This is a genomic window from Pseudoalteromonas sp. 1181_04 (assembly GCF_052850545.1).
The window spans coordinates 157,009-181,125 of record NZ_VXCS01000001.1 but is presented as its reverse complement, the minus strand read 5'-3'; the positions used below and the strand labels follow the sequence as shown (position 1 = coordinate 181,125).

Annotated in this window: 22 protein-coding genes; 14 read left to right on the top strand and 8 right to left on the bottom strand. The window is 40.5% G+C overall.

The features are described from left to right. The first annotated feature begins 621 nt into the window (after positions 1-621). The 4 genes from hppD (at position 622) to FW757_RS00815 (ending at position 4,916) form a co-directional block, all read left to right on the top strand. Entirely contained in the window at positions 622-1,668 is a 1,047-nt protein-coding gene (gene hppD / locus FW757_RS00830; RefSeq protein ID WP_182739377.1) for a 4-hydroxyphenylpyruvate dioxygenase, read from the top strand. 153 nt (positions 1,669-1,821) lie between these two features. Then, on the top strand, positions 1,822-3,135 hold the full coding sequence (gene fahA, locus FW757_RS00825) for a fumarylacetoacetase (RefSeq protein WP_446440745.1): 1,314 nt from the start codon (positions 1,822-1,824) through the stop codon (positions 3,133-3,135). Positions 3,136-3,277: 142 nt separating this feature from the next. Beyond that, positions 3,278-4,435: a M23 family metallopeptidase gene (locus FW757_RS00820; RefSeq protein WP_182717061.1), complete on the top strand. Its 1,158-nt coding sequence runs from the start codon at positions 3,278-3,280 to the stop codon at positions 4,433-4,435. Next, positions 4,425-4,916: a bactofilin family protein gene (locus tag FW757_RS00815; protein WP_145237352.1), complete on the top strand. Its 492-nt coding sequence runs from the start codon at positions 4,425-4,427 to the stop codon at positions 4,914-4,916. Before FW757_RS00820 ends, FW757_RS00815 begins: the two co-directional genes overlap by 11 nt. A gap of 10 nt (positions 4,917-4,926) precedes the next feature. Here FW757_RS00815 and FW757_RS00810 read toward each other — a convergent pair whose 3' ends face one another. After that, on the bottom strand, positions 4,927-5,400 hold the full coding sequence (locus FW757_RS00810) for a hotdog fold domain-containing protein (protein WP_145237355.1): 474 nt from the start codon (positions 5,398-5,400) through the stop codon (positions 4,927-4,929). Positions 5,401-5,564: 164 nt separating this feature from the next. Here FW757_RS00810 and FW757_RS00805 point away from each other — a divergent pair, with 164 nt between their 5' ends. From FW757_RS00805 to FW757_RS00795, 3 genes are read left to right on the top strand one after another with little or no spacing between them, the layout of a single operon-like run. Beyond that, complete coding sequence (locus FW757_RS00805) at positions 5,565-6,758, top strand: multidrug effflux MFS transporter (RefSeq protein ID WP_182739378.1); 1,194 nt, start codon at positions 5,565-5,567, stop codon at positions 6,756-6,758. A gap of 5 nt (positions 6,759-6,763) precedes the next feature. Then, positions 6,764-7,399, top strand: a complete 636-nt coding sequence (locus tag FW757_RS00800; RefSeq protein ID WP_149980833.1) for a LysE family translocator — start codon at positions 6,764-6,766, stop codon at positions 7,397-7,399. Positions 7,400-7,413: 14 nt separating this feature from the next. Beyond that, on the top strand, positions 7,414-7,878 hold the full coding sequence (locus tag FW757_RS00795) for a methylglyoxal synthase (RefSeq protein WP_145237363.1): 465 nt from the start codon (positions 7,414-7,416) through the stop codon (positions 7,876-7,878). 7 nt (positions 7,879-7,885) lie between these two features. Here FW757_RS00795 and yegD read toward each other — a convergent pair whose 3' ends face one another. From yegD to FW757_RS00770, 5 genes are all read right to left on the bottom strand, one after another. Continuing rightward, the gene (gene yegD, locus FW757_RS00790; protein WP_182739379.1) at positions 7,886-9,253 is read right to left on the bottom strand and encodes a molecular chaperone; all 1,368 of its coding nucleotides are present in this window, start codon (positions 9,251-9,253) and stop codon (positions 7,886-7,888) included. Positions 9,254-9,317: 64 nt separating this feature from the next. Next, complete coding sequence (locus tag FW757_RS00785) at positions 9,318-10,166, bottom strand: DNA ligase (RefSeq protein WP_145237368.1); 849 nt, start codon at positions 10,164-10,166, stop codon at positions 9,318-9,320. Between the two features lie 34 nt (positions 10,167-10,200). After that, positions 10,201-10,857 carry an HAD family hydrolase gene (locus tag FW757_RS00780; RefSeq protein ID WP_145237371.1) on the bottom strand — a complete coding sequence of 219 codons (657 nt, stop codon included), beginning with the start codon at positions 10,855-10,857 and terminating at the stop codon, positions 10,201-10,203. 60 nt (positions 10,858-10,917) lie between these two features. Then, positions 10,918-11,217 (bottom strand): hypothetical protein, encoded by a 300-nt coding sequence (locus FW757_RS00775; RefSeq protein ID WP_145237374.1) that lies wholly within the window; start codon positions 11,215-11,217, stop codon positions 10,918-10,920. 115 nt (positions 11,218-11,332) lie between these two features. Beyond that, the gene (locus FW757_RS00770) at positions 11,333-13,615 is read right to left on the bottom strand and encodes a TonB-dependent receptor (protein ID WP_145237377.1); all 2,283 of its coding nucleotides are present in this window, start codon (positions 13,613-13,615) and stop codon (positions 11,333-11,335) included. A gap of 497 nt (positions 13,616-14,112) precedes the next feature. Between FW757_RS00770 and FW757_RS00765 the strand changes: the two genes are divergently transcribed. Next, a complete protein-coding gene (locus FW757_RS00765) occupies positions 14,113-14,661 on the top strand; it encodes an HdeD family acid-resistance protein (protein ID WP_182717055.1) in 549 nt (182 codons plus the stop codon). Positions 14,662-14,738: 77 nt separating this feature from the next. Here FW757_RS00765 and FW757_RS00760 read toward each other — a convergent pair whose 3' ends face one another. Then, positions 14,739-15,611 carry a mechanosensitive ion channel family protein gene (locus FW757_RS00760; RefSeq protein ID WP_182739381.1) on the bottom strand — a complete coding sequence of 291 codons (873 nt, stop codon included), beginning with the start codon at positions 15,609-15,611 and terminating at the stop codon, positions 14,739-14,741. Between the two features lie 180 nt (positions 15,612-15,791). Here FW757_RS00760 and FW757_RS00755 point away from each other — a divergent pair, with 180 nt between their 5' ends. The 6 genes from FW757_RS00755 (at position 15,792) to FW757_RS00730 (ending at position 23,093) form a co-directional block, all read left to right on the top strand. Further along, positions 15,792-16,001: a hypothetical protein gene (locus FW757_RS00755; RefSeq protein ID WP_145237750.1), complete on the top strand. Its 210-nt coding sequence runs from the start codon at positions 15,792-15,794 to the stop codon at positions 15,999-16,001. 252 nt (positions 16,002-16,253) lie between these two features. Continuing rightward, entirely contained in the window at positions 16,254-18,386 is a 2,133-nt protein-coding gene (locus tag FW757_RS00750; RefSeq protein ID WP_182739382.1) for a M3 family metallopeptidase, read from the top strand. Between the two features lie 143 nt (positions 18,387-18,529). Continuing rightward, entirely contained in the window at positions 18,530-19,957 is a 1,428-nt protein-coding gene (locus FW757_RS00745; protein ID WP_182794072.1) for an amidohydrolase family protein, read from the top strand. A gap of 91 nt (positions 19,958-20,048) precedes the next feature. Beyond that, positions 20,049-20,894, top strand: a complete 846-nt coding sequence (locus FW757_RS00740) for a carboxylate/amino acid/amine transporter (protein WP_446440744.1) — start codon at positions 20,049-20,051, stop codon at positions 20,892-20,894. A 69-nt stretch (positions 20,895-20,963) separates the two neighbouring features. Beyond that, entirely contained in the window at positions 20,964-22,289 is a 1,326-nt protein-coding gene (locus FW757_RS00735) for a glycerophosphodiester phosphodiesterase family protein (protein WP_182783852.1), read from the top strand. 69 nt (positions 22,290-22,358) lie between these two features. After that, positions 22,359-23,093 carry a dienelactone hydrolase family protein gene (locus FW757_RS00730; protein ID WP_149980843.1) on the top strand — a complete coding sequence of 245 codons (735 nt, stop codon included), beginning with the start codon at positions 22,359-22,361 and terminating at the stop codon, positions 23,091-23,093. Between the two features lie 8 nt (positions 23,094-23,101). On the opposite strand, the gene FW757_RS00725 is transcribed toward FW757_RS00730, so the two are convergent. Then, positions 23,102-24,025 (bottom strand): LysR family transcriptional regulator, encoded by a 924-nt coding sequence (locus FW757_RS00725; RefSeq protein WP_182767470.1) that lies wholly within the window; start codon positions 24,023-24,025, stop codon positions 23,102-23,104. Positions 24,026-24,117 lie beyond the last annotated feature (92 nt).

The following is a 24,117-nucleotide window of genomic DNA, read 5'->3' as shown; positions in this document are numbered from 1 at the left end:
TGTGTTTATTATCTCCCCACAAGCTATGACGCTTGTGGGGATTTTTGTTGCTCTATTTATATCACCATGATTAATTCCTGCCAACCAAACGTCGATTTAAGTTACGATATTAATAAGGCTGACTTCAAAGCGCGTAACAAAAGATTATAAATTACTTTTCAACAGCTTCATTAAACACATCTGATAGGCCACCACGCACGTTCAACGAAACGCTGTAGCACTGCTAGCAAAATGCCCCAGCCATTACTAGTGACCTTAGCTTAGCGCAGAAGAGTTAGTTTTTTAACAAATACGGCTCTAGCGTAAACAATTTATTACACCACGTATATTTAATAAGGGGTGAATAGTTCCTTTATTTGATTATTTACCCCCTTAAATAAGAATAAATTAATTCTATTTATCAATAAGTTAACGAAAGTTTAAGTTACTTAATACAAGACCTTTCAATACAAATCTCAAAACCAAGCATTAATGCTTATGCATTTTAAAATGATCGTCCCATTTAATTTACAAAGAGCCGTTTGCCTAAATAGCTATCGGCTCTTCCCCTGCTGCCAATTATGGTTAATTATCTGCGCATCAGACACAACAAGACGCAGTGTTTATTGCGGGAGAATTATAATGAGTGAAGTAACTAACCCTTTAGGTTTGGTAGGTATCGAGTTTACTGAATACGCTACACCTGATGCAGATTATATGGATAAAGTATTTACCGATTTTGGTTTTTCAAAGCTAAAAACATTTAAAGGTAAAGACATTGTTTATTACAACCAAAACGATATTCACTTTTTACTAAATAATGAACGTGATGGTTTCTCTGCAGAATTTGCAAAAAGTCATGGTCCTGCAATTTGTTCTATGGGTTGGCGTGTAGAGAATGCTCAACAGGCATTTGACACCGCAGTAGCACGTGGTGCAAAACCAGCGACTGATTCAACTCATAAAGACCTACCATACCCGGCAATTTACGGTATTGGTGACAGCTTAATTTATTTTATTGAGCAATTTGGTGATAAAGGTTCAATCTATGAGCAAGACTTTGAAGACTTAAGCGAACAAAACATTGTTGATGATAAAGGCTTTATCCGCATCGACCATTTAACTAATAACGTTTATAAAGGCACTATGGAAACATGGGCTAACTTTTATAAAAACGTATTTGGTTTTACTGAAGTTCGTTACTTTGATATCAAAGGCCAAAAAACAGCCTTGATCTCTTATGCACTTAAATCACCGTGCGGCACCTTCTCGATTCCAATCAATGAAGGTAAAGGCAACGATAACAACCAAATCGATGAATACCTTGGTGAATACAATGGCCCAGGCGTGCAGCATTTAGCATTCTTAACAGATGACCTAGTAAGCTCACTAGATAAGCTTGATAAATCAACCATTGCCACGCTTGATATTATTCCTGAGTACTACGATACAATTTTCGATCGTGTACCTTGGGTTGCAGAAGATAAAGAAAAGATCCGTGAACATCAGATCTTAGTCGATAGCCAAAGTGAAAATTGCTACTTGTTGCAAATTTTCTCGAAAAACTTATTTGGCCCAATCTTTATCGAGATGATCCAACGTGTTGATGACGGCGGTTTTGGTGAAGGTAACTTCCAAGCACTGTTTGAATCAATCGAGCGCGACCAAGAGCGCCGCGGCGTTTTATAAGCACCGTATTGTAAATTTAAAAAGCAGCGTACTTCGCTGCTTTTTGTCGTTTCATCAATATTATAAATGACAATCTGAATTTCACTGTTTAAATCGCGCTATTCATCACCATATCCACTGTAAAGCGCGACTGACTAAACCAAAGGAAATGTAATGAGTTTAATTAACGAAACCCATGATATAAATTTAACTAGCTGGGTTGCCTCAGCGAACGTTGCAAATTGTGACTTCCCAATTCAAAACCTACCATTTGCAGAAGTACGTCGTAAGAACTCTGACGAAGCTTTTCGTGGTGCCGTTGCCATTGGCGACCAAGTTATCGACCTTGCCAAAGTAAACGAGTTAGCTATTTTCTCAGGCGATGCACAAACAGCCATAGCAGCAGCAAGCCAAGCAACATTAAATGAATTTATGGGTCTTGGTCAGCAATATTGGTCAGCGCTACGTTTAGCATTATCTAAAGCATTACGCGAAGGCGCCGCTGAACAAGCTAAGTTAAGCGACGCATTAATTGCCCAAGCAGACATTGAGTTTGCATTGCCATGTCGTATTGGCGATTACACTGACTTTTACACATCTATCTATCATGCAACAGCAGTCGGTAGCTTATTCCGTCCTGACAACCCGTTACTGCCTAACTATAAATGGGTCCCCATTGGTTACCATGGCCGTTCTTCATCAATTGATGTGTCAGGTCAAACCTTTCATCGCCCAAATGGTCAAACTAAGGCGCCAGACGCTGAAGTACCATCGCTTGGTCCGTGTAAACGTTTAGATTATGAGTTAGAGCTAGGCATTTATTTAGGTAAAGGTAATGAATTAGGTGATGCCATTGCTATCGAAAACGCTGAAAACCATGTATTTGGTTTTTGTGTATTCAATGACTGGTCAGCACGTGACTTACAGGCATGGGAATACCAACCATTAGGTCCATTCCTTGCGAAAAACTTTGCTTCAACTGTATCACCGTGGATTGTAACCACCGAAGCATTAGCACCTTATAGAACATCATGGACTCGTGATGAAAATGACCCACAACCATTAGATTATTTAGAATCAAGCCAAAACCGTGAGCTTGGCGCCTTTGATATAAAAATGGACGTACAAATTGAGACCGCTAGAATGCGTGAACAAGGTGCTGCACCTTCATTAGTATCTAAATCAAGTTTCAAACATTCATACTGGACAGTGGCACAAATGGTGACTCATCACACAGTAAATGGTTGTAACTTTATGCCAGGTGATATGCTGGGCTCAGGTACGCAATCAGGTCCGACTCATGAAGAAGCCGGTTCATTACTTGAACTGTCTCGTGGTGGTAAAGAAAAAATCACCCTTAATAACGGTGAACAACGCAGCTTTTTAGAAGATGGCGACAACGTTATTATGCGTGGTTGGTGTGAAAAAGCCGGTTTTGCTCGTATCGGTTTTGGCTGCGTAGAAGGAACGGTTCTTCCTGCTAAGTAACTAAGTTGTAAACATTTATTAAATGTATTTATTATAAGGAGGCGACCAACGCCTCCTTTTTTAAGATTAATTACAATTTTTTACTGGCTTTTTCAGCTCAGATTGCTATCTTAATTCGGTTAATAGCCAGTGTTTATAAGCCATGTCAGCATTTATTAAGTCTTTTTATCACAAATTATTCCCAGCTAGACAGCTGTTGATCCGCCAAAATGGTGAGGTTAAACATGTGATATTAGCACCTTGGTTACAAATATCAGCCGTAGCTATTATTTTAATTGCTTTAATTTGGTTGGCTGTTTCGACCCTGCGAATATACTCTCAAACCAACAAGATTTCCGATATCGAACAAAGCCAATTATCAAAACAACAACAGTGGCAGCAACAAAGTAAAGAACAACAAGCACAATACGATAAACAGTTAGCCCAGCTTGCGGTGCTAGAGCAAAAGCATGCTTTATTGCAGAGCATGATCGATTCTTTACCTGAGTCGATGAGTAATCCCACACTGCCAGCAGCGCCGCCAGAAGGTGAACTCGGCGAACAACAAGAAGAGTTCCACGAACCATTAGTTGATGAAAACCCTAACAGCGCACACACTCTTTCACTCTCTGACTCTGTTAATATCGAGCAACGTTTTGCACTACTCGATAGCCAATACCAACACAGCTTTTTACAAATAGAGCAACAAATAGAACGCCGCCAGCACGATATTTTAGCGATGCTCAAAGGTGCAGGACTTGATACCGCCTTGGCGCGTCGTCTAGATGGTGATATGACAGAAACCGCGCAAGGTGGTCCGCTGGATTTATTTGATGAATCAAAGATCCCAGCTGAATTTTTAGTCATCGCAGATAAACTATTGGCGTTGAATAAGCTTGAAAATTTACTCAGTGAGTTACCGCAAACTCTGCCTGCAGCAAATTACTATATTTCGAGTAGTTTTGGCCTGCGTAAAGATCCAGTGAATAACCGTCATGCTTATCATAAAGGTGTTGATTTAGCAGGTTGGCATAAAACCGAAATATTCGCCCCCGCTGATGGCACTGTATTACGCGCAGGACGCAACGGTGGTTATGGTAATTTTATCGAACTGCAACATAAAAACGGCTTTGTAACTCGGTTTGGTCACTTAAATAAAATCAACGTTAAAAAAGGCCAAACGGTAACCAAAAATGATGTTATCGGATTAATGGGCAGCACTGGCAGAAGTACTGGCACTCACCTACACTATGAAGTATTACTTAACGACAAACATGTCAATCCAGTCAAAATAACAAAGGCGCTTTCTCGTGTTCGGTAAAAAAAAATCAACAGTAAGTAGTTCTGCAAATTCTCAACTAAAAAGAACTAGCCACACTCCTTCGATCATTTCTGAAGATGTTCGCTTAACGGGCAGCTTAGTGAGTCAAGGTGAAGTACAGCTTGATGGTCGCATAGATGGTGATGTTCGTGTTAACCATTTAGTTATTGGTAATACCGGTTGTGTTGAAGGCTCAGTGGTCGCTGAAAGCGTGATTGTAAAAGGTAAAGTAATCGGCTCGCTCAACGCCAGCAAAGTAGTTATTGAACGTTCAGCGCAAGTGCACGGGGATGTTTATCAAGATACTTTAAGTATTGATGCTGGTGCAATTATTGAAGGTAACTTAAAACAACGCCATGAAGCTGAAACGGTTGAATTAATTACCAATAACGCAGAATCAAAGCCGGAGCTTACATCTGCGCTCAGTGAAGGTGATAATGACTTGTCGTTTTTCAACAAACAAGCCGCAGAGAAAAAATAATCGCTTTATTTTACTTTTTCTTAGTAACGTACATCGTAATATCAGCAGTGAAGACCAATTCACTGCGAGTATTGTAAAGCTTCACTGGCACCACTAAATCCTCTTTATCTAGCCATTGTCTTGGCATTGCAATTTCTGCCACAGCTGTGACATCAGTATCAACCTTCGCTAAGTACTGCACCGTCATTCCTTTAGGGATCCAGCGATGAGTTTTATATGGCACGGTAGCATCAACCATCACACCGGCACATAACTCAGCTAAATTACATTGCGCAATAGCATGGATAGTCCCAATATGATTGTGCACACTCCGTCGGTTTTTAACCATTGCGCTGCAATGTCCGTCACGTAAATCTAAAACAGTGGGTTTCATGGAGCCAAAATAAGGGGCTTTAAAACACACGACTTTAGTAAATAACCAATTGCCAAATGGTAGACGCTTAAAACTATGCCATGCTGTTAAAACTGCAGATTTATTACTCATTATTATTTTCCATTGAATGTCGCTATTGCAAAATTAGCACATCAGACCAGTTAGCAAAAGTGCATTTATACTTATAATCTTACTAGCTATATTCTTATAGATGGGTCATATGCCCTTTCTTTTTTATCTTTGCAGACCTAAAATACGCGGCAAAAGGAGCACTCATGCCAACAACCGATCGCCGCAATCATCTTAGTGTTATTTTAATTCTCGCTCTTCTGGTTATATTCTGCCCATTAGCGATTGATATTTACTTACCCGCATTTCCTGATATAGCGCAAGCATTGGCTATTGATGAGCAGCAAGTGCAACTTACCGTCGCTATTTTTATGCTGACGGTTGGCTTAGGTCAGCTTATAGCAGGTCCTTTAGCCGACAAGTTTGGCCGCCGTCCAGTCGCACTATTTGGCATCACACTGTATGGATTTGCTGGGATGTTGGCTTTTTTAGCACCTAGTTTTAGCATTCTGATGCTTGCACGTGCACTGCAAGGTTTTGGGGCTTGTGCCACTTTTGTAGTTGCATTTGCGATTGTTCGTGATACCTACGGCAGTGCTAAAAGCGGCCAAATGATCACTTACCTTAATGGTATTGTGTGTTTTATTCCCGCGTTAGCACCGATCTTAGGCGCTTGGCTGACTGTGCAATTTGGCTGGCGGATAAACTTTTTATTTTTGGCGGGGTTTGCTTGTGTTGGACTAATGATCACTGCCATATATTTTAAAGAAACACGCCCTGCGGATAGCCACTATGAGGGCCACATACTCGATTTACGTCGTTTTATACCAATCATTAGCACGCCTATTTTTCTTTTTAATAGCCTAATTTGTATGGTGGCAATGTCGGCTATTTTAGCTTTTGTAACATTAGCACCGGGATGGATCATGACCGAGTTAGGTGGATCGGTCAGCGATTTTACTTTTTGGTTTACTCTCAATGCCATTGTTAGCATTGTAGCCAGCTTTATTGCACCATTGTATATCAAACGCCATAGTCAAAAAGCGTTACGCATAGGTATGAGTTTATTAATTTTCTCTGGTGTACTGATTTTAATTCTCGGCCAGTTTAAAAGTGCCTTTGCTTTTATGCTACCAGTGTTGATTGCTGCGCTAGGCTTTGCACTTAGCTTAGGCTCAGCGGCTGGAATGGCATTGTCACATTTTGCTAAACAAGCAGGTACTGCATCTGCGTTAATCGGTTTAATGCAAATGAGCGGCGCTGGAGTATTGGTTATGCTCACCCAAGTGCTCCCTTTCAATGCGCCCGAGTTTATTGCTTTTCACTTATTATTATTGCTGCCACTGTGGGTTATACTGCTCAGTAATAAAGCACATGCTTATCACCCTAAAAACACATAAAAACAATGATCAATTTTGAATTTTTACTGTCATTTTTAGCCGCGAGTTTTTTAATCGCTGTTGCACCAGGTCCTTCCAATGCTTTTTTAATGGCGCAAACTTTTGCCAATGGCCGCGTAGCAGGCTTACAAAGCGCATTTGGTTTTGCTTTAGGCGGAGTGGCGCATACTTTATTTGCCGTTGTCGGTCTTACGGCTATCCTTAAAGCCTCAGAAGTGGCTTATACCAGCGTACAATACGCTGGTGCTGCCTACTTATGTTATTTAGGTGTAATGATGTTTAAAAGCACATTTATCCAGTCAGAGTGCAGTAGCGAAGATAAACCCCATGTAAGCACCAAGAAAAAAACTAATGTTATGTTTCAGGCTATGATGACTGAAGTGCTCAACCCTAAAGTAGCGTTATTTTTTATTGCGTTTATTCCGCAGTTTGTTGATCCAACCCTGTCATCATCAACTACATTTCAATTAGCTTTCTTTGGCTTACTGTATCCACTTTTTGCGTTTCCGATTGACTGCACGTATATTTACTTTGGCGATAAAATTGCAGGCTACTTTCGAGAGCACCCGCAAAGCCAAATTTGGATTGATCGTATAACAGGTGTAGTATTTGTAGTTCTTGCGGTTAATCTACTCATCTAAAAAAAAGAGTCAACATGGAACAAAAACAGCAAACCCTTCCAGCGCAAAAAAATATTGCTTTAGTTGCACACGATGGTAAAAAAGCAGCCTTGCTAGCCTGGTGTAATAAACATCGCGATAACCTCAGTAAGCACACTTTATATGGCACAGGCACCACAGGTCATTTAATTGAGCGAAATACTGGACTTGAAGTTATCAAACTACTTAGTGGCCCTATGGGGGGCGATCAGCAGTTAGGCGCTAAAATTGCGGAGCATGAAATTCATGTGTTGATTTTCTTTTGGGACCCCCTTGCATCTCAACCTCATGATCCGGATGTTAAAGCGTTATTACGCTTAGCTGCGGTATGGAATATTCCAGTGGCGTGTAATGAAGTCAGCGCAGATATGATTTTAAGCTCGCCTTTGATGCATAACGAGCTTGAACGGTCATTGCCAGATTACGAGAAATACCTCGCAACCCGACAAGTCATACTATAAGCACCCTTTAACGATAAAGCATACTTGCCCATTTAGTGAGTCCGGCGGTTACACTACCAAAGTGATCGCCGTTTACCATTTTAATATCACCTAAGTGCTCAACTAATGCAGCTTTTATTAGTGGCGATTGCGCGCTGCCACCGGTAAGGTAAATCACATCAGGAACGGTCCCTGCATCTTTAATCGCTTGTTTTGCTAAACTTACTATTTGCATAATTGAATCATCAACCGCCACAGCTAAATCAGCTCGTGATAGCACTTTATGTAATTGCGGTGCTAAAAACCCTAATTCACAGTCATACTCAGTCACTGAAGAAAGCGCAATTTTTGCCGCCTCCCCTTGCTGTACCAGCTGATGACCTTGCTTATTTTGCTGCAAATCGATCAGTCGTTGAAATAACTCAGGTGCTTGTACTTCACGTAACTGCGTAAGTAATTCTCGGTGATGGCTTTGACTATAAAACTGGCTTTGTAAGTTCACATCGTTAATTTTACATGCTTGCCAAAATGCTTGATTAGGCAATGGTAAACCTGATTTAAACTGACTGCCTAAACCAAGCAATGGCATTAATGCGTGATAGCTTAAAGCAATGTCTAAATCATTACCGCCAACACGTTTACCTGTATGTGCTAAAAAGTCATGATCACGGTCACTACTATCACGAAAGCTAGGTCCCATTTGCACAAATGAGCAGTCACTGGTACCACCACCAATATCAATAACCAATACTTTTTGATCGTTATTTAAGTCACTTTCATAATCAATTCCCGCTGCGAGTGGTTCATATAAAAAAGCCACATCTTTAAAGCCAGCTCGTTTTGCTGCACGCTCTAAAATACCAATTGCTTGTTGGTTTGATTGCTCTCCACCCACGGCTTGGAAATTTACCGGGCGGCCAATAACCGTTTGTGTTAACTCTTTTTGTAGTGATGTTTCAGCACGTTGTTTGATTTTTAAAATCATCGCGGTGGCAATATCTTCAAAGAAGTTGATTTGTCCTTGCTTTAAGCCTATTGCCCCAAAAAACGATTTAGGGGATTTAACAAAATAGCCTTCTTCAGGAAATTGCACATATTCGTTAATTGCTTCACGGCCAATAAAAAGACTTTCATCACCGGGGGCTAGATCTAAGTCAGACTTGATCCGCACCATACTATTGAGCAGGGCTTGGCGCTGGGTTTTAAAATCAGTTTCATAATTTGTACCTGTTAGATGCTGAGCAACAAAATCGACAACTAAAGCACTATGATGTGTGTATAAGGTTGAAGGGAGGTAAAACTTACCTTGCTCTAGGGGCACCAGCTCAACAGTATTTTGAGCATTCATTACACCCATTGCGCAATTAGAACTACCATAATCAAAACCAACTACCATTACTTCACCACAACTAACATCAAAAGGCCGCGCAATTTAGCATACTTACGGCTTTTTTTAAATGTTAATCAGGATCGCGTTGACGTAAAAAACTGGCAAACCGTGGTAAACCGTTTTTAGTAAAACCATGGTATCGGTATGTCACCGTCGCTCCTATTGCGGGTGGATTTTGGCGCTGTGCGTTACTAAAGCCAGTACCAATTGAAAACTCTTTTCCTTGTGGTGTAACTACTTTTAACGCCCCTAGCATGCCAGTAAATTTGCCTTTTCCTGGAAGATGAGCAATGACGACCGCTTCACTATCAAAATAAGGTTTTAACTTTAACAGCGCATCAGAACGGCCACTTTTATGCATTGCCGAGGCTAAATGCAGCATTACACCTTCACCACCTTGCTGAGTTACTTTATCAAAGTACGCAGATAATGCCTGCTCTGTAGTAAATTGATACTGCTGTACTGCTTGGATGTGAGGCTTATTTAATGTTTTTACTAAACGTAGATAATTTTCATAGCGTACTGCAAAGGGATTATGTTGATCTGGCATGTCAAATATCTGATAGGTGACTTTTTGCCAGTCACTATCCAACGGCTGTAAAGTGCGCACAATACCACTGAGGTCTGCAAAATCACCGCGCTTGGTCCACAACTCACCGTCTAACCTCAAATTAGGTAAATCAGCAATAAACCAGCCTGGCGCATGAATGACATTGCCATTACGGGTTATCAACTGTGTTCCTGTCCAAATCGCACGGACCCCATCAAACTTCTCACTAACGAGATAGTTTTCAATGGCAAGCGCTTGGTCTTGTTGGTAAACCTTGGCCAGTTGGGCATCTGCGGTGATCTGTGTATCAGTTGCTGAGCAAGTAAAAGTACTGATCAGCAACCATAATACTGTTAGTCCTTTAAGCATATCGGTCTCCTTGTTTATCACCAAGCAGACTAAACTATAGCTTAGTTTGTACCCATTGCCATAGCTGCTGTAAATTATCCATGCGAGAAACAGCTAAACTTAAATCGTGGCCTAGAGTATGTTTATTCGGTATTGCAACCACAGGTACGTTTGCATTAGTTGCTGCTGTAACGCCGGTGTGTGTATCTTCAACAGCAATTGCTTGCTCTGCTGAAATCCCTAATGTTGTCAGTGCAAGTAAATAAGGGTCTCCCGCCGGTTTTGGATTTTGCACGTCGTCTTTAGTCACTACGCAGTCAAACCATTCATAAAAGCCATAGCCTTTTAAGATAGGTAACGCCTCATGGCGTGAACTACCCGTCACTAATGCCATTTTAAGATCGCTTTGCTTCACTGCCTCTAATACCTCTTCGGCAAAAGGCATTAAAGGAGGTAAATTAGTGGTAACAAATTGCTCGAATGCATCATATTTAGCCTGCGCTAACCACTGCGGTGAAACCGATAAGTTATATTGCTCAACCACTTCAATTGCCGCATCTAAGGTCGGTTGACCTGAAAAACGTTGGCAAAAATCATCTTCTTCATAGCGCACGCCAAACGGTGCTAAAACATCATTCCAACAGTTAAAGTGGACACTTTCTGAATCAACTAAAGTGCCATCCATATCAAATAATACTGCTTTTAATGTCATCCTCATTCCTTTATTTTCAGCAACAAAAAAGGCGCTCATAGCACCTTTTTGGTTTAATACTTATGCTGTTAAACCTGCTGGCGGCTCTGCAAATGCTTCTTCACCCGTTTCAACATCTACCAACTCGTAGCCACGTTCTTTTCTAACAACTTTTAGTACAGGTTTTTCAAATGCTGTTTTTAAACGCTCTGCGTCATCTCGTAACGCATCTAAGGTGTTGCCAAAAGGCGCTGCGCCCGTTTCTGACCAATTCGTTACTTTACCATTTAGGTTATATTCAACCTCATGTATTTGATATTGCGCCGCTTCATCTTTAGTTGCTTCACAAAAAATCACTCGGTAGTTCCAAAATCCAGCCATTGTTCTTCTCTTGTTAAATTTAATTGTCGCTACTTTAGCAGTTATAAATCAGGTTTTACAATACAAAAGCCCGCAACATGTGCGGGCTTTTAATATTAGCAATTATAAAGTCTACTTAGAAAAAGTTAACTTTAAATTCAGCGCCAATAAAGCGAGGCTCATTAACAATTGCAGAGTTATTGCTAAAATCTACACCACCGATGAATACTTGCTCATTGGTTATATTACGTGCAAATGCCGCAACTTCGTATTCGTAGTTATTATCAAACCACTTATAACCCGCGCGTAAGCCACCTTCTAATAATGCTTCACCAGTAAACTCCACTGATTCATATAAAAAGAAATCAATTTCACTACGGTATGACCAATCTGTAAACGCATAAAACTCACCATCGCCAAGCTCTTTAGTATAGCGTAGAGTAAAGTTAGCAATCCACTCCGGCGCATGTGGCAGGCTATTACCGTCTAAACTATAACCTTGGTTTGTTAGCGGATCAGTAATCGTACAAGCAAAACAGCCTTGCGAATATAAATCATCATCTTGCAGCTCAGTATTGTTATAACTGAAGTTAAAAGTTGCATCAAATTCATCAGTCAATACCCATTGAGTATCAACTTCAAAACCGTAGCCAACAGTTTTATCAGCATTCAACAAACGAGCTGAATTTCCCGAGTCACCACCAACAGCTGTTAACTGTTGATCATCCATTTGATAATAGAAAACAGTAGCATTGACACGTCCACGACCGTCAAGCACGTCTGATTTAATACCCGTTTCAATTGAGTTAATTGTTTCAGAATCAGCAACCGTTACATCATCACTAAATAAGATACGACCTTGAACGCTCGGTGCACGAAAACCATTTGCAGCACGAACGAATAAGTTTATATCATCAGAATATTTATACGCAGCAGCTAAATCCCATGATACATGGCTATCTTCTGGTGCAACTGACTTAGTTAAATTAGCAACTGCCGACTCTGGAGATGCGTAACGTGACGCTGTAAAGTCACGTTTATCATCTGAGTAACGTAAACCAGCAGTGATTTCTAACTTCTCAGTTAATTGATATTCACTCGATGCAAATACAGCCCATGCTGTTGTGTCTTGATCTTGGCGAACATAGCCAGTTAAGAAGTTTGCACCTAACCCATCGTAACCGTAAGTCTCAATCACTTGCTCTTCATTATAATAAAAAGCACCAACTTGGTAATTAAAGTCACCAGCAAAATCACTTGCTAAACGTAGCTCTTGTGTATATTGATTGTGATCTGGAAGGGCATCAGCGGTTTCAGACGCTAAGAAAATAAAACCAGGTCCCATTTCTGGTGTTGGGCAACCAGGAACAAAAGTATTCCCACAACCAAAACCACCATCTACATCAGCACGAGAGAAAATTTCTGCACTTTCCCAGCCACTGATCGATGTCAACGTGTAATCAGCAAAACTGTACTCTAGCTTTAAGCTAGCACCTTGGCTATTTACATTCTGTGTAGCAAATTGCACAGTATCTTGATATATCACTTCAGGATCAAAGCCCGGACGCGGGTTATTTGTGCCTGTTTCAATTGCATTTGCATGAAATACAATTGGCTTACCATTTAAGTCACGAGTGTGGTAATTCAATAATGCACTGAAATCATCTTTCTCATATAAGAATTGGATACGCGCGGCAGTTTCTTGATAACCTCCTGTTACGTCATCAATCTCATTGCCTGCTAAGCGATTATCAATATAATCATCGCGCTCTTGACGTAATAGAGAAACACGTGCTGATAAGTTATCAGTTAAGCCACCACTTACAGCCCCTTCGAAGTCAATTGAATTGAACGAACCATATGATAAGGCTGCATAACCTTCAAAATCTTGACTTGGGCGAGCTGAATCAATTTTAACTAAACCAGCTGGGGTATTACGACCGAATAAGGTGCCTTGTGGTCCACGGAGAACTTCTACGCGGCCCGTGTCAAATATAGGAAAACCTTTTAAAATAGGGCTTTCTTGAACAATTTCATCAACCACTAGGGATACTGGTTGTGATGAATTCAAATCGAAATCTGAATTACCAAGACCACGAACATAAAAACGTGGGAATGAGCGACCAAATGAAGATTCTACAGTTAAGCTTGGAATTTTTGCATTTAAAAAACGAATATCCATGCCGGCAGAACTGGCAGCATCAAGGCTATCACCTTGTAAAGCAGAAGCAGCGACAGGTACTTCCTGTGCGTTTTCTACACGCTTGCGCGCAGTGATTTGAATAACTTCTAATTGCTTGCTTTGCGCAGTTGGAGCTTGTTCATCAGCAGCAAGAGTTGTAAATGAAGTACCTGCTACGGCAGAGAACAACGTTGCATTGATTAGGGTTGCTAACGTAGATCTTTTCATTGCTTTCATGTCGGGGTTTAACCTTTTTAGTGCACTCTTATTCAACGGTTGATGTGTTGCGCCAAATTCACTCGGCGGGCTCGGCCAATTTTTCGCGCCTTAAGTTAAGCTGCGCGGACCTCTTTGTCGAGAGTGCAAAACGAAGTAAAGAGGCTGAACGAACGCTGAAGATTATAGCATTGTGTGACACTTTTGCTGCATTAATATGTACAATAATATAAACTTTTTACAACAAATAACGGCACAATAAGCGAACTTGAGAGATTTTATGCAATTATATTTATTTTATACGGACATTTGTCCTGTCAATAAAGTGGTTGTAAATGTAACAGGTATCACAAGTGGGAGCCGCTAAGTGACTATAATGATCATTGAGTAAACCTAGCATAGCCAAATTTAATTCTGCTATACAATGCTTCTGCTAAGTTAATAGATATATTTTATTGATAAATCATACCTTATGCTAATGTATATAAACACGACAGAGCTAATCATTAAGGATTAAGATGGATCTAACCACCACACTTTCAAAAAACTGGTCAGTACTGTTAGTACGCGGCCTCATTGCAATTATTTTTGGCGTTATTACTTGGTTTGCACCCAATGCATCTCTGAGTATTATGTTGTTATTTTTTGCGGGCTATTTTTTATTTGATGGCATGCTAAGAACATGGGTTGCTTGGAACTCTAAGCAACACAATCCCTATTGGCGCTGGTTATTGGCCGGTGGGGTGTTATCAATCATCGCAGGACTAGTTACCCTATTTGCACCAAACGTTACCGCGATACTATTACTTTATTATGTCGCTGCGTGGGCCATAGCGATTGGCGCTGTTGAAATTTTAATTGCGCTTAAATTAAGAGCGGAGATATCTAATGAGTGGATATTAATTATTACTGGGGCAATATCAGTATTATTTGGTTTATATTTAATCTTTAATCCTAGCGCAGGGATCCATACTTTACTTTGGTTAGTCGCCACTTACGCCGTACTATTTGGTGCTTTAATTGTATTATTTTCATTAAAGCTAAGAAAGATGGCACAACAGCAATAACTCATCAATAAAAACGAAGTAATTTGCTACTCGTTGCAGCAAATTACTTCTGCAAGACGATACCGGTACCGCTGGATTTATTTCGTTGCTCGTCCCCGCCTTAATGCAATTTCACCATCAATATGTATATCGCGTTGTGGGAAAGAAATAACGACATTATGCTCAGCAAATATTTTATATACGCTAAAACGAATATCACTGCGGACTTGGCGCAACATGGTTTCTGATTCAGCACAAACCCAAAAAATAGCATTGAACACTAAAGAGCTTTCAGCAAAATCATCAAATAACACTGAAGATGCCGGCGTCGGGAGTATTGCAGGATGTTCGCTCAACACTTTTTTGATCAGTTTTTCAACTAACAATACATCTGATCCATATGCCACACCAACACTGACAGACGAACGAGCATTGCGGTCAATCAAGGTCCAATTCGTCACTGTGTTTTCGAGTAGTTGACTGTTTGGTATAAGCATGTGCACACCATCGTTGCGACGAATGCGCGTGGAGCGAGTATTAATCGTTTCAACCACCCCTTTGGCGTTGCCCACTTCTAAGAAATCTCCAATACGAATTGGCCGCTCCCACATTAAAATCCAGCCACTAATAAAGTTATTAATGATATTTTGTGCCCCGAATCCTACACCAATAGCTATAGCGCCAGAAACAAAGGCAAATGCTGTTAACGGAATATTTAACACTTCAAGGGAGGTAAATATTAAAATTGCGATACTTAACACTAAATAAATACGGGTAAATAAATGCACCGCATCAGGGTTCATTTTACGTGCGAGCAGAGTTTTTCGTATTAATCGACCAATCCATGTAACCACAAACCACATGGCAAAGAGTATCAAAGGCACTTGAATAACTTTAGCTACAGTAATTTCGATATTGTTATAGCTAAAAATTACATACGATAAATAATGAGAGATTGACTCTAACGTCATACTTTTTCCAAAATTAATAAAACAAATAGCTATTCAGGGTTAAGTAAGCTTAGCACGCCATAATGGCATTTACGGAGAAGTTAAAGTTCAATATGTTTTTTATGAACAAATCATTAACATTTTCTTACAGGTAATGCTATATAAGTACTGTAAGCTTAAATAAAGCACGAGGAACGAATGATGTCACAACTGACCTTAAATCAAAAATTAGCCACGCTACAACCTTTAGTTGATTTGCAACTGTTTGAATCAAGTATTGAATACCGCAATAAAATTTTGTCTGTGCTTGCAGAGCAAGAGCATACTCTTAATTGCATTAACAAAGAGTTTGGTCACCAGCAACCGGCAAGTTTTGGTAGCGAAAAAAAGTTTGTTTTAGGTTACAACTAATTTTGCTACTTCGCGCATGCAATATAAACCAAAATTCTCAATTAAGTACCAACCTGTAGTAGCTTTAATACGTCCTACTGTTTAAGGCTACTATTTCTCGATTTGCACTATTTTTACCTAAAAACACGTTTTTTGCGCTCAATCCCCACCTTAAACCGATAAACTTAGTTGTATATACATGAAAATTTGCTAAGTTATGGGTGTTTTATGTCTCGCCTGTTTTTCAAGGCTCACCTATTTTATGGAGTTCTCATGCGTAAGACCCTTATAGCAACTACAATTGCTAGTGCATTATTATTATCTGCTTGTAGTTCGCAAAACGATGCAGATACAAAAGAGCAAACGACTCAAGTACAAACAGCCAATGTAGACAACGTATTAATGAAACCAAGTCCATTACAATATATGGCACCAGAATTTGATAAATTTGGTACCAGTGATTATGAACCGGCATTTGATGCAGGTATTGCGCAGCAAAAAGCGCAAATCACGGCTATCGCTAACAACCCAGCTCCAGCTACATTTAAAAACACCTTAGTTGAATTAGAACTATCTGGCGAATTGCTTGATCGCGTTTCAACCGCTTTCTATAACTTATCTGGTTTGATCTCTAATGATGAGTATCAACGTATTGCAGCAAAAATGGCCCCAGTGTTATCTGCGCATTCTGATGACATTTATCTTAACAAAGCATTATTTTCACGTGTTGAAACCATTAATGGCAATAAAGCGAAGTTAAATGCCGAAGATCAGCGTTTAGTTGAGTTTTACTACACTAAGTTTGTTAACGCTGGTGCAAAATTAGATGAAGCACAAAAAGCCAAAATGCGTGAAATCAACGCAGAGCTTGCTAAGTTATCAACAGCCTTCTCGCAAAACGTATTAAAATCGTTTAAAGAGGACGTTGTATTAGTAACCGATAAAAGCGAACTTGCTGGCCTTTCTGACGCTGAAATAGCAAGCCTTGCCGCTGCCGCTAAAAAAGCAGGTAAAGAAGGCTACATGATCACGTTGGTGAACACCACGCAACAGCCGATTCTCAGCAGCCTAGAAAACCGTAAGTTACGTGAACGTATTTTTAAAGCATCAACGACTCGTGCGCAAAATACCAATGGCCCTATCATTATCAAAGAAACCAATTTGCGCGCTCAAAAAGCAGCACTACTTGGCTACAAAAATTGGGCTTCATATGTAATGACCACACGTATGGCTAAAACCACTGAAAACGTTTATGGCATATTAGATGACTTAGCACCTAAAGCCGTAAATAAAGCAAAAGCTGAAGCTGCTGAAATTCAAAAAGTAATTGATGCATCAGGCGAAAAGTTTACTGTACAACCATGGGACTGGGCATTCTATTCAGAAAAAGTGCGCCAAGCTAAGTACGACCTAGATCCTGCTTTAGTTAAGCCATACTTTGAAATGCAATCAGTGATCCATAACGGTTTATTCTTTGCGATGGAAAAACTATACGGCATTACTTTCAAAGAGCGTAAAGATTTACCACTTTATCACGAAGATGTAATGGCGTTTGAAGTGTTCAACGCCGATGGTAGTTCTATTGGTTTATTCTACATGGACCCTTATGCTCGTGAGGGTAAACGTGGCGGTGCTTGGATGAGTGCATATGTTAGCCAAAGTGGCTTAAAAGGCACAAAACCTGTAATTTATAACGCGCAAAACATTCCTAAACCTGCAGATGGTCAGCCAACACTGATGACTTTTGACGAAGTTACGACTATGTTCCATGAATTTGGTCATGCGGCACACGGTTTGTTCTCAGACGTAAAATACCCAAGCCTTGCAGGCACTGCAACAGCTCGTGACTTTGTTGAATTCCCGTCACAAGCGAACGAAGATTGGAACATCGAACCAACTGTACTTGCTAACTACGCGAAGCATTACAAGACGGGTGAACCAATTCCTAAAGAATTACTCGACAAAGTACTTGAGTCACAAAACTTCAACCAAGGTTTTGGTACCACTGAGTATTTAGCTGCAGCATTACTTGATATGGAATGGCATTCATTTGGTGTTGATAAGAAAATAACTGATGTACAAAAATTTGAGCATGACGCGTTAGAGAAACACGGCATTGCTTACTACCCAGTACCACCGCGTTATAAGTCTTGCTACTTTAGCCACACCTTTGCTGGTGGCTATTCAGCAGGTTACTATGCATACCTTTGGACTGAAGTATTTGCAGCTGATGCCTTTGCGCATATGACAAAGCAAGGCGGCTTAACTCGTGACAACGGTGATAGCTTCCGCAAAGAGATTTTATCAAAAGGTAACAGCCGCGACTTAATGCAAAGCTATATTGAGTTCCGTGGTCAAAAGCCAACTACCGACGCCCTACTTAAGCGCCGTGGTTTAGTTAAGTAAGCCAAACTAATTATAATGGGAGTCCGTAATGGGCTCTCATTTTTTATCGCCATTATTCATCCTAACCTTGTTACCTCCTAACTCAAATCAACACCTTACAGAAGATATATATGCTAATCTAAATAAAAAATTTAGGTTACACAATGCAAAATATACTTTTATTTTCAACTTGCTTACTACTAAGTGCATGTGCTACAGAGCCAACTGAGCACGCCGATATAGTGATCGCTAATGCGACGATCATCGACGTAACAACCGGACAACTCAGCGTTGAACAATCCCTTGCTATTCGCGATGGTGTGATCATAAAGCGCGCTAACAACTCACTAAAAAATAACTACATTACTGAGAATTACATTGATGCTAATGATCAATTTTTAATGCCAGGCCTTTGGGATATGCATGTCCATTTTGGCGGCGGTGAAGCGCTTATAGCCGAAAACAAAGCCCTGTTACCACTTTACCTTGCGTATGGCATTACTACAGTACGTGATGCTGCTGCTGATTTAAGTGAGTCAGTTTTAAGCTGGCGAGAGCAAATTAATAATAACCAATTAGTTGGCCCGACCATTTATACATCAGGGCCCAAACTCGAAGGTAAAGACTCTATTTGGCCTGGCGACTTAGAAGTTGAAACTGTCGAGGAAATGAATGCTGCTATTGATACGCTTGATGCTATGAATGTGGATTTTGTGAAAATCACCGATAGTGCATTAACACCTGAACTTTATTTAAAAGCAGTTAAAGAAGTGAAAAAACGTGGCTACCAAATATCTGGTCATATTCCGTTTTCGCTATCAGTTACAGATGTATCAAATGCAGGGTTAGATGCCATTGAGCATATGACCTACTTGTTAAAAGCCGCAGCAATTAATGAACCTGAAATATCAGCAAAAGTGGCTTCAGGTGAACTGAGTTACCGCAGTGCTTTGCCAATTATTACAGCAAATATTGATAACCAAACAGCTTTAAATAAATACGCCGTGTTAGCTCAAAATAACACGGCCGTAGTACCTACTTTAATTGGTGGTCAAATCACCGCTTATATTGATGAAGATAACCATCAAGATGATGAGTTTTTAAATTATTTAGGTAAAGGTCTTAAAGCCACTTACCAATGGCGTGTAGACAGAGCCAATAAAGATACCCAAGATCAAATCAAACAACGTAAAGAACGCTTTGTTAAAACAGCTCAATTACTACCTTTAGCACAACAGGCTGGCGTATCAATTATTGCTGGGACCGACGCTGGATTTTTAAATTCGTATATTTACCCAGGTTTATCTCTTCATCAAGAGCTGGCTATTTTTAGTGATTATGGCTTAACGCCATTACAAACATTGCAATCAGCAACACTTGCTGGACCACAGTTTTTAGGTAAAACGGCGCAGTTTGGAAAACTTACAGAAGGCAAAACCGCCGATATCATTTTCTTAACTGATAACCCATTAATTGATGTACGTAACACGCAAAAGCTCACTGGGGTTATTTCTCATAGTCGTTATTACAATCAAGCAGCACTTGAACAGCTAAAAGTAGATGCCAAGCAATTCGTTAGTTCACAACAGTAAATTAATCACCGGGCTCAGGTTACTTCACTGAGCCACTCCCTTTAATACTCTTTGTAGTATACACTCGCGCTTTTAGTTTGGAGTAAGCACTATGGGCTACTTATTTGCCGTCACTCTATTATGGGCGTTTTCATTTAGTTTAATTGGCGTATATTTAGCAGGTCAAGTTGATGCTTGGTTTAGTGTATTAATTCGCGTAGCCCTAGCCACACTGCTATTTTTACCGTTTTTAAAACGAACACCTCCCCAACTTGCTTGCAAACTCATGCTGATAGGCGCAGTACAACTCGGTATTATGTATAGCTTTTATTACCACTCATTTTTATTCTTAAGTGTGCCTGAAGTACTGCTATTTACCGTAATGACCCCGCTTTACATCACGTTATTAAGCGATGCGTGCAACAAGTATTTTAACCCACAGTTTTTTATAGTCGCTTTTATTGCCGTGCTGGGTGCAATTACTATTCGCTATGAAAACTTAGACAGTAACTTCTTAGTCGGATTATTACTGGTACAAGGCGCTAATATTAGTTTTGCTGTAGGACAAGTAACCTACAAACGCTTAATGCTGGGTAAGCAGCTTGATGATAAAACTGTATTTGGCTGGTTTTTTATTGGTGCACTGATTGTTGCAAGTAGCTGTTATGTCTTATTTGGTAACTCAAACAAATTACCAAGCACCTCAACACAATGGGGCATATTGATTTATTTAGGAGTTGTGGCATCTGGTGTTGGCTATTTTATGTGGAATAAAGGCGCCACACTTGTCAATGTGGGCGCACTGGCGGTGATGAACAACTTGCTTATTCCTGCAGGCATTGTTGTTAATGTACTTATTTGGAATAGAGACGCGGACATACTCAGATTAAGTATTGGCGCGGGGGTTATGCTATTTGCCTTAGTGATAAACCAAATAATGGCTAAAAGAGTAAATTAGTTACCCTGTAGTTAAACTGTCACTAATAATTAGTAAGGTAGCGTCCACTTTGATTTTTAAGGAAAAATAATGAAGCACACACCTTTACTGACTAGTTGTTTATTATTAATTACACTCGCTGGCTGCGATGACGATGTAGAAATAGTCGAAAAAGAAGTGGTTGTTACCAACACTGAGGTTGAAATTGTTAAAGTTCCTACCCCGGTTATTGTTGAAGTCGCGCAAGGTACGAATATTCAACTCGGTGCTCGCCCCGACTACTTAATTGACGATATGGCCACCAGCGCACTAAAAACAAAATTAGAATCGTGCAAAGACGGCCCTTTTTATCGTACTGATTTTTCAATTGGTCACCGCGGTGCACCTATGCAATACCCAGAGCACACTAAAGAATCTTACATTGCAGCAGCTCGTATGGGCGCTGGCATTGTCGAGTGCGATGTGACGTTTACAAATGATAAAGAGCTGGTATGCCGCCATTCACAATGCGATTTACATACCACCACTAATATTTTAGCGATCCCAGAACTTGCCGCTAAATGCAGTGTGCCATTTACGCCAGCGGATCCTAACAGTGGCACACCCGCTGCAGCTAAATGTTGCACCAGCGATATTAGCCTGGCGGAATTTTTAACCCTTGAGGGTAAAATGGATGGCGCGAACACCAATGCCACCAATGTTAACGATTATATGAATGGAACACCGAGTTGGCGCACTGATTTATACGCCACCTCAGGTACACTCATGACTCATAAACAAAGTATTGCGCTATTTAAAGAGCTGGGTGTAAAAATGACCCCAGAGCTGAAATCGCCTCAAGTGAGCATGCCTTTTAATGGTATGACTCAAGCGCAATATGCACAAAAAATGCTGGATGAATACACGCAAATGGACGTACCCGCAAACCATGTTTATCCGCAATCATTTAACCTAGCCGACGTAGAATATTGGATTAGCACTAATCCTGAATTTGCAGCGCAAAGTGTGTATTTGGATGGTCGCGACAGCAATGCAGGGTTTGATCCTAATAACGCAGCAACATGGCAGCCAAGCATGGCAGAGCTAGCTACTGATGGCGTTAAAATTATAGCGCCCCCTATTTGGATGCTGCTAACCATAGATAACGACAGTAATATTGTACCCTCACAGTACGCTATAGATGCTAAGGCCGCAGGGCTTAATATTATTGCATGGAGCCTTGAACGCTCTGGCCCTCTAAATGAAGGCGGTGGTTATTATTATCAATCTATTAGTGATGTTATAGATAACGATGGCGACATGTTCACTGTGGTTGATGTTTTAGCACAAGAAGTGGGGGTCATGGGGATATTTTCCGATTGGCCAGCAACCGTAAGTTACTATGCTAGCTGCAATAAAATGCCTGCAAGTATTTAAACTTTAAGGCGTGTTTATTTTATCGCGCTCAGTTACCATATATTTTATATTATTTAACTGAGCGCTTTTATGATCATCCAACACCACCATGCAGACTTGCCTACCCCAACAGGTTTAATGCGCACCACGGTTTACCGCCCCGAAATGTCAGGGCAATTTCCCGCGATTATTTTTTATTCTGAAATATTTCAGCAAACCGCGCCTATTGCTCGCAGCGCTGCACTTTTAGCAAGCCATGGTTTTGTAGTACTTGTGCCAGAAGTGTTTCATGAGCTAAACCCTATCGGGACAGTGCTTGCCTATGATGATGCGGGTAAAGATAAAGGCAATAACGATAAATGGGCAAAACCGCTTGAATCCCACGACAGCGATACCCAAGCGTTAATCGACTTTGTACAAACACAAGACTATTGCACCGGCTCTGTAGGTACTATGGGTGTCTGTATTGGCGGTCACTTAGCTTATAGAGCCGCATTAAACCCACACATAAAAGCCGCATTTTGCTTATATGCCACCGACATTCATAGCGATACACTCCCCGCACAAGCCGGTAATAACTCGTTTGAACGCATGGCTGATATACAAGGTGAGATTCACTTTATTTGGGGAAAGCAAGACCCCCATGTGCCACAACAAGGTCGCGACAAAATTTATCAACAAGCTGTTAGTACGGGTATTAATTACCAATGGCAAGAAGTTAACGCCCAACATGCCTTTATGCGTGATGAGGGGGAGCGATACGACGGCGCACTAGCAATCACCATGTACCAGCAAGCCGTTGCATTATTTAACCGTACTTTGTAAGCCATAAATTAGACATTTTTAAGCATACCCAATGCGGTATGCCTTTTTATAAAATAATCTTTTAAATAATCGATAAATAAGCGCAACTTCTTAGAATCGGCGCCGCCGGGTGGAAATACGCCGTAAAGTTCTATATCTTTACTTTTATAGTCATCGAGTACAATTTCCAATAGCCCAGCTTGAACTTTTGGCCATGCATCGTAAAGTGGAATACGCCCGATACCATGGCCTGCTTCAACAAAAGCAGTTCGCGCCGCAGCGTTATTAGTCCTTAAACCACCTTGCATAGTTAAGTTATGCTTTTTACCATCTTTTTGTAGCGTTAATGTTTTACTGCCGAGCTGATACACCACCCATTTATGTTCGCTTAATTGCGCTGGAGTTTTAGGTTTACCGTAATGGGCAAAATAATCTGGCGAGCCACAAATACAGGTACTCATCGTAGTGAGTTTAGTCGCTTGTAAATTGGAGTCACTAAGCGCCACACCGCGAATCGCAAAATCAAAGCCATTTTTAATAATATCAATCACTTCATCACTTAACTGTAAATCAATATCGATTTTGGGATACTGACGTTTAAAATCATTGATTGCAGGCACAACCAACTGCATACCGACATTCACCGGGCAGCTAATTTTAAGTAAGCCTTGTGGTTCGCTTTTTATATTTTCTATTTGCTGTTTAGCCGCATTAGCTTGCTCAGTAATAATTCTGCAGCGCTCATAATAAGCAATCCCCGCTTCGGTCAGTGCCATAGTTCGCGTTGAACGATTAAGCAGCGTCACTTCCAGTTGGGTTTCTAATTTTTTTAAGTGATAACTTGCCACTGCACGAGTAAACCCCAATTGTTTGGCGGCCGCCGTTAAACTGCCCTGCTCTACAATTTGTGCAAATACCACCATACTTTTGAGTTGCTCAAACGATACCTTCATAAGATCTCCTATACTGACTTACTTTATTGTATCAACTATTAAACCAATAAAGTTGAATTTATCATCGTTGTTTAAAGTGACCTTAGTGCTTA

Coding starts and splice junctions, on each gene's coding strand:
- FW757_RS00735 (WP_182783852.1), top strand. CDS start 20,964: ATGAAGCACACACCTTTACTGACTAGTTGTTTATTATTAATTACACTC.
- FW757_RS00755 (WP_145237750.1), top strand. CDS start 15,792: ATGTCACAACTGACCTTAAATCAAAAATTAGCCACGCTACAACCTTTA.
- fahA (WP_446440745.1), top strand. CDS start 1,822: ATGAGTTTAATTAACGAAACCCATGATATAAATTTAACTAGCTGGGTT.
- FW757_RS00775 (WP_145237374.1), bottom strand. CDS start 11,217: ATGGCTGGATTTTGGAACTACCGAGTGATTTTTTGTGAAGCAACTAAA.
- FW757_RS00730 (WP_149980843.1), top strand. CDS start 22,359: ATGATCATCCAACACCACCATGCAGACTTGCCTACCCCAACAGGTTTA.
- FW757_RS00795 (WP_145237363.1), top strand. CDS start 7,414: ATGGAACAAAAACAGCAAACCCTTCCAGCGCAAAAAAATATTGCTTTA.
- FW757_RS00800 (WP_149980833.1), top strand. CDS start 6,764: ATGATCAATTTTGAATTTTTACTGTCATTTTTAGCCGCGAGTTTTTTA.
- FW757_RS00760 (WP_182739381.1), bottom strand. CDS start 15,611: ATGACGTTAGAGTCAATCTCTCATTATTTATCGTATGTAATTTTTAGC.
- FW757_RS00805 (WP_182739378.1), top strand. CDS start 5,565: ATGCCAACAACCGATCGCCGCAATCATCTTAGTGTTATTTTAATTCTC.
- FW757_RS00810 (WP_145237355.1), bottom strand. CDS start 5,400: ATGAGTAATAAATCTGCAGTTTTAACAGCATGGCATAGTTTTAAGCGT.
- hppD (WP_182739377.1), top strand. CDS start 622: ATGAGTGAAGTAACTAACCCTTTAGGTTTGGTAGGTATCGAGTTTACT.
- FW757_RS00745 (WP_182794072.1), top strand. CDS start 18,530: ATGCAAAATATACTTTTATTTTCAACTTGCTTACTACTAAGTGCATGT.
- FW757_RS00765 (WP_182717055.1), top strand. CDS start 14,113: ATGGATCTAACCACCACACTTTCAAAAAACTGGTCAGTACTGTTAGTA.
- FW757_RS00740 (WP_446440744.1), top strand. CDS start 20,049: ATGGGCTACTTATTTGCCGTCACTCTATTATGGGCGTTTTCATTTAGT.
- yegD (WP_182739379.1), bottom strand. CDS start 9,253: ATGGTAGTTGGTTTTGATTATGGTAGTTCTAATTGCGCAATGGGTGTA.
- FW757_RS00820 (WP_182717061.1), top strand. CDS start 3,278: ATGTCAGCATTTATTAAGTCTTTTTATCACAAATTATTCCCAGCTAGA.
- FW757_RS00750 (WP_182739382.1), top strand. CDS start 16,254: ATGCGTAAGACCCTTATAGCAACTACAATTGCTAGTGCATTATTATTA.
- FW757_RS00785 (WP_145237368.1), bottom strand. CDS start 10,166: ATGCTTAAAGGACTAACAGTATTATGGTTGCTGATCAGTACTTTTACT.
- FW757_RS00725 (WP_182767470.1), bottom strand. CDS start 24,025: ATGAAGGTATCGTTTGAGCAACTCAAAAGTATGGTGGTATTTGCACAA.
- FW757_RS00770 (WP_145237377.1), bottom strand. CDS start 13,615: ATGAAAGCAATGAAAAGATCTACGTTAGCAACCCTAATCAATGCAACG.
- FW757_RS00780 (WP_145237371.1), bottom strand. CDS start 10,857: ATGACATTAAAAGCAGTATTATTTGATATGGATGGCACTTTAGTTGAT.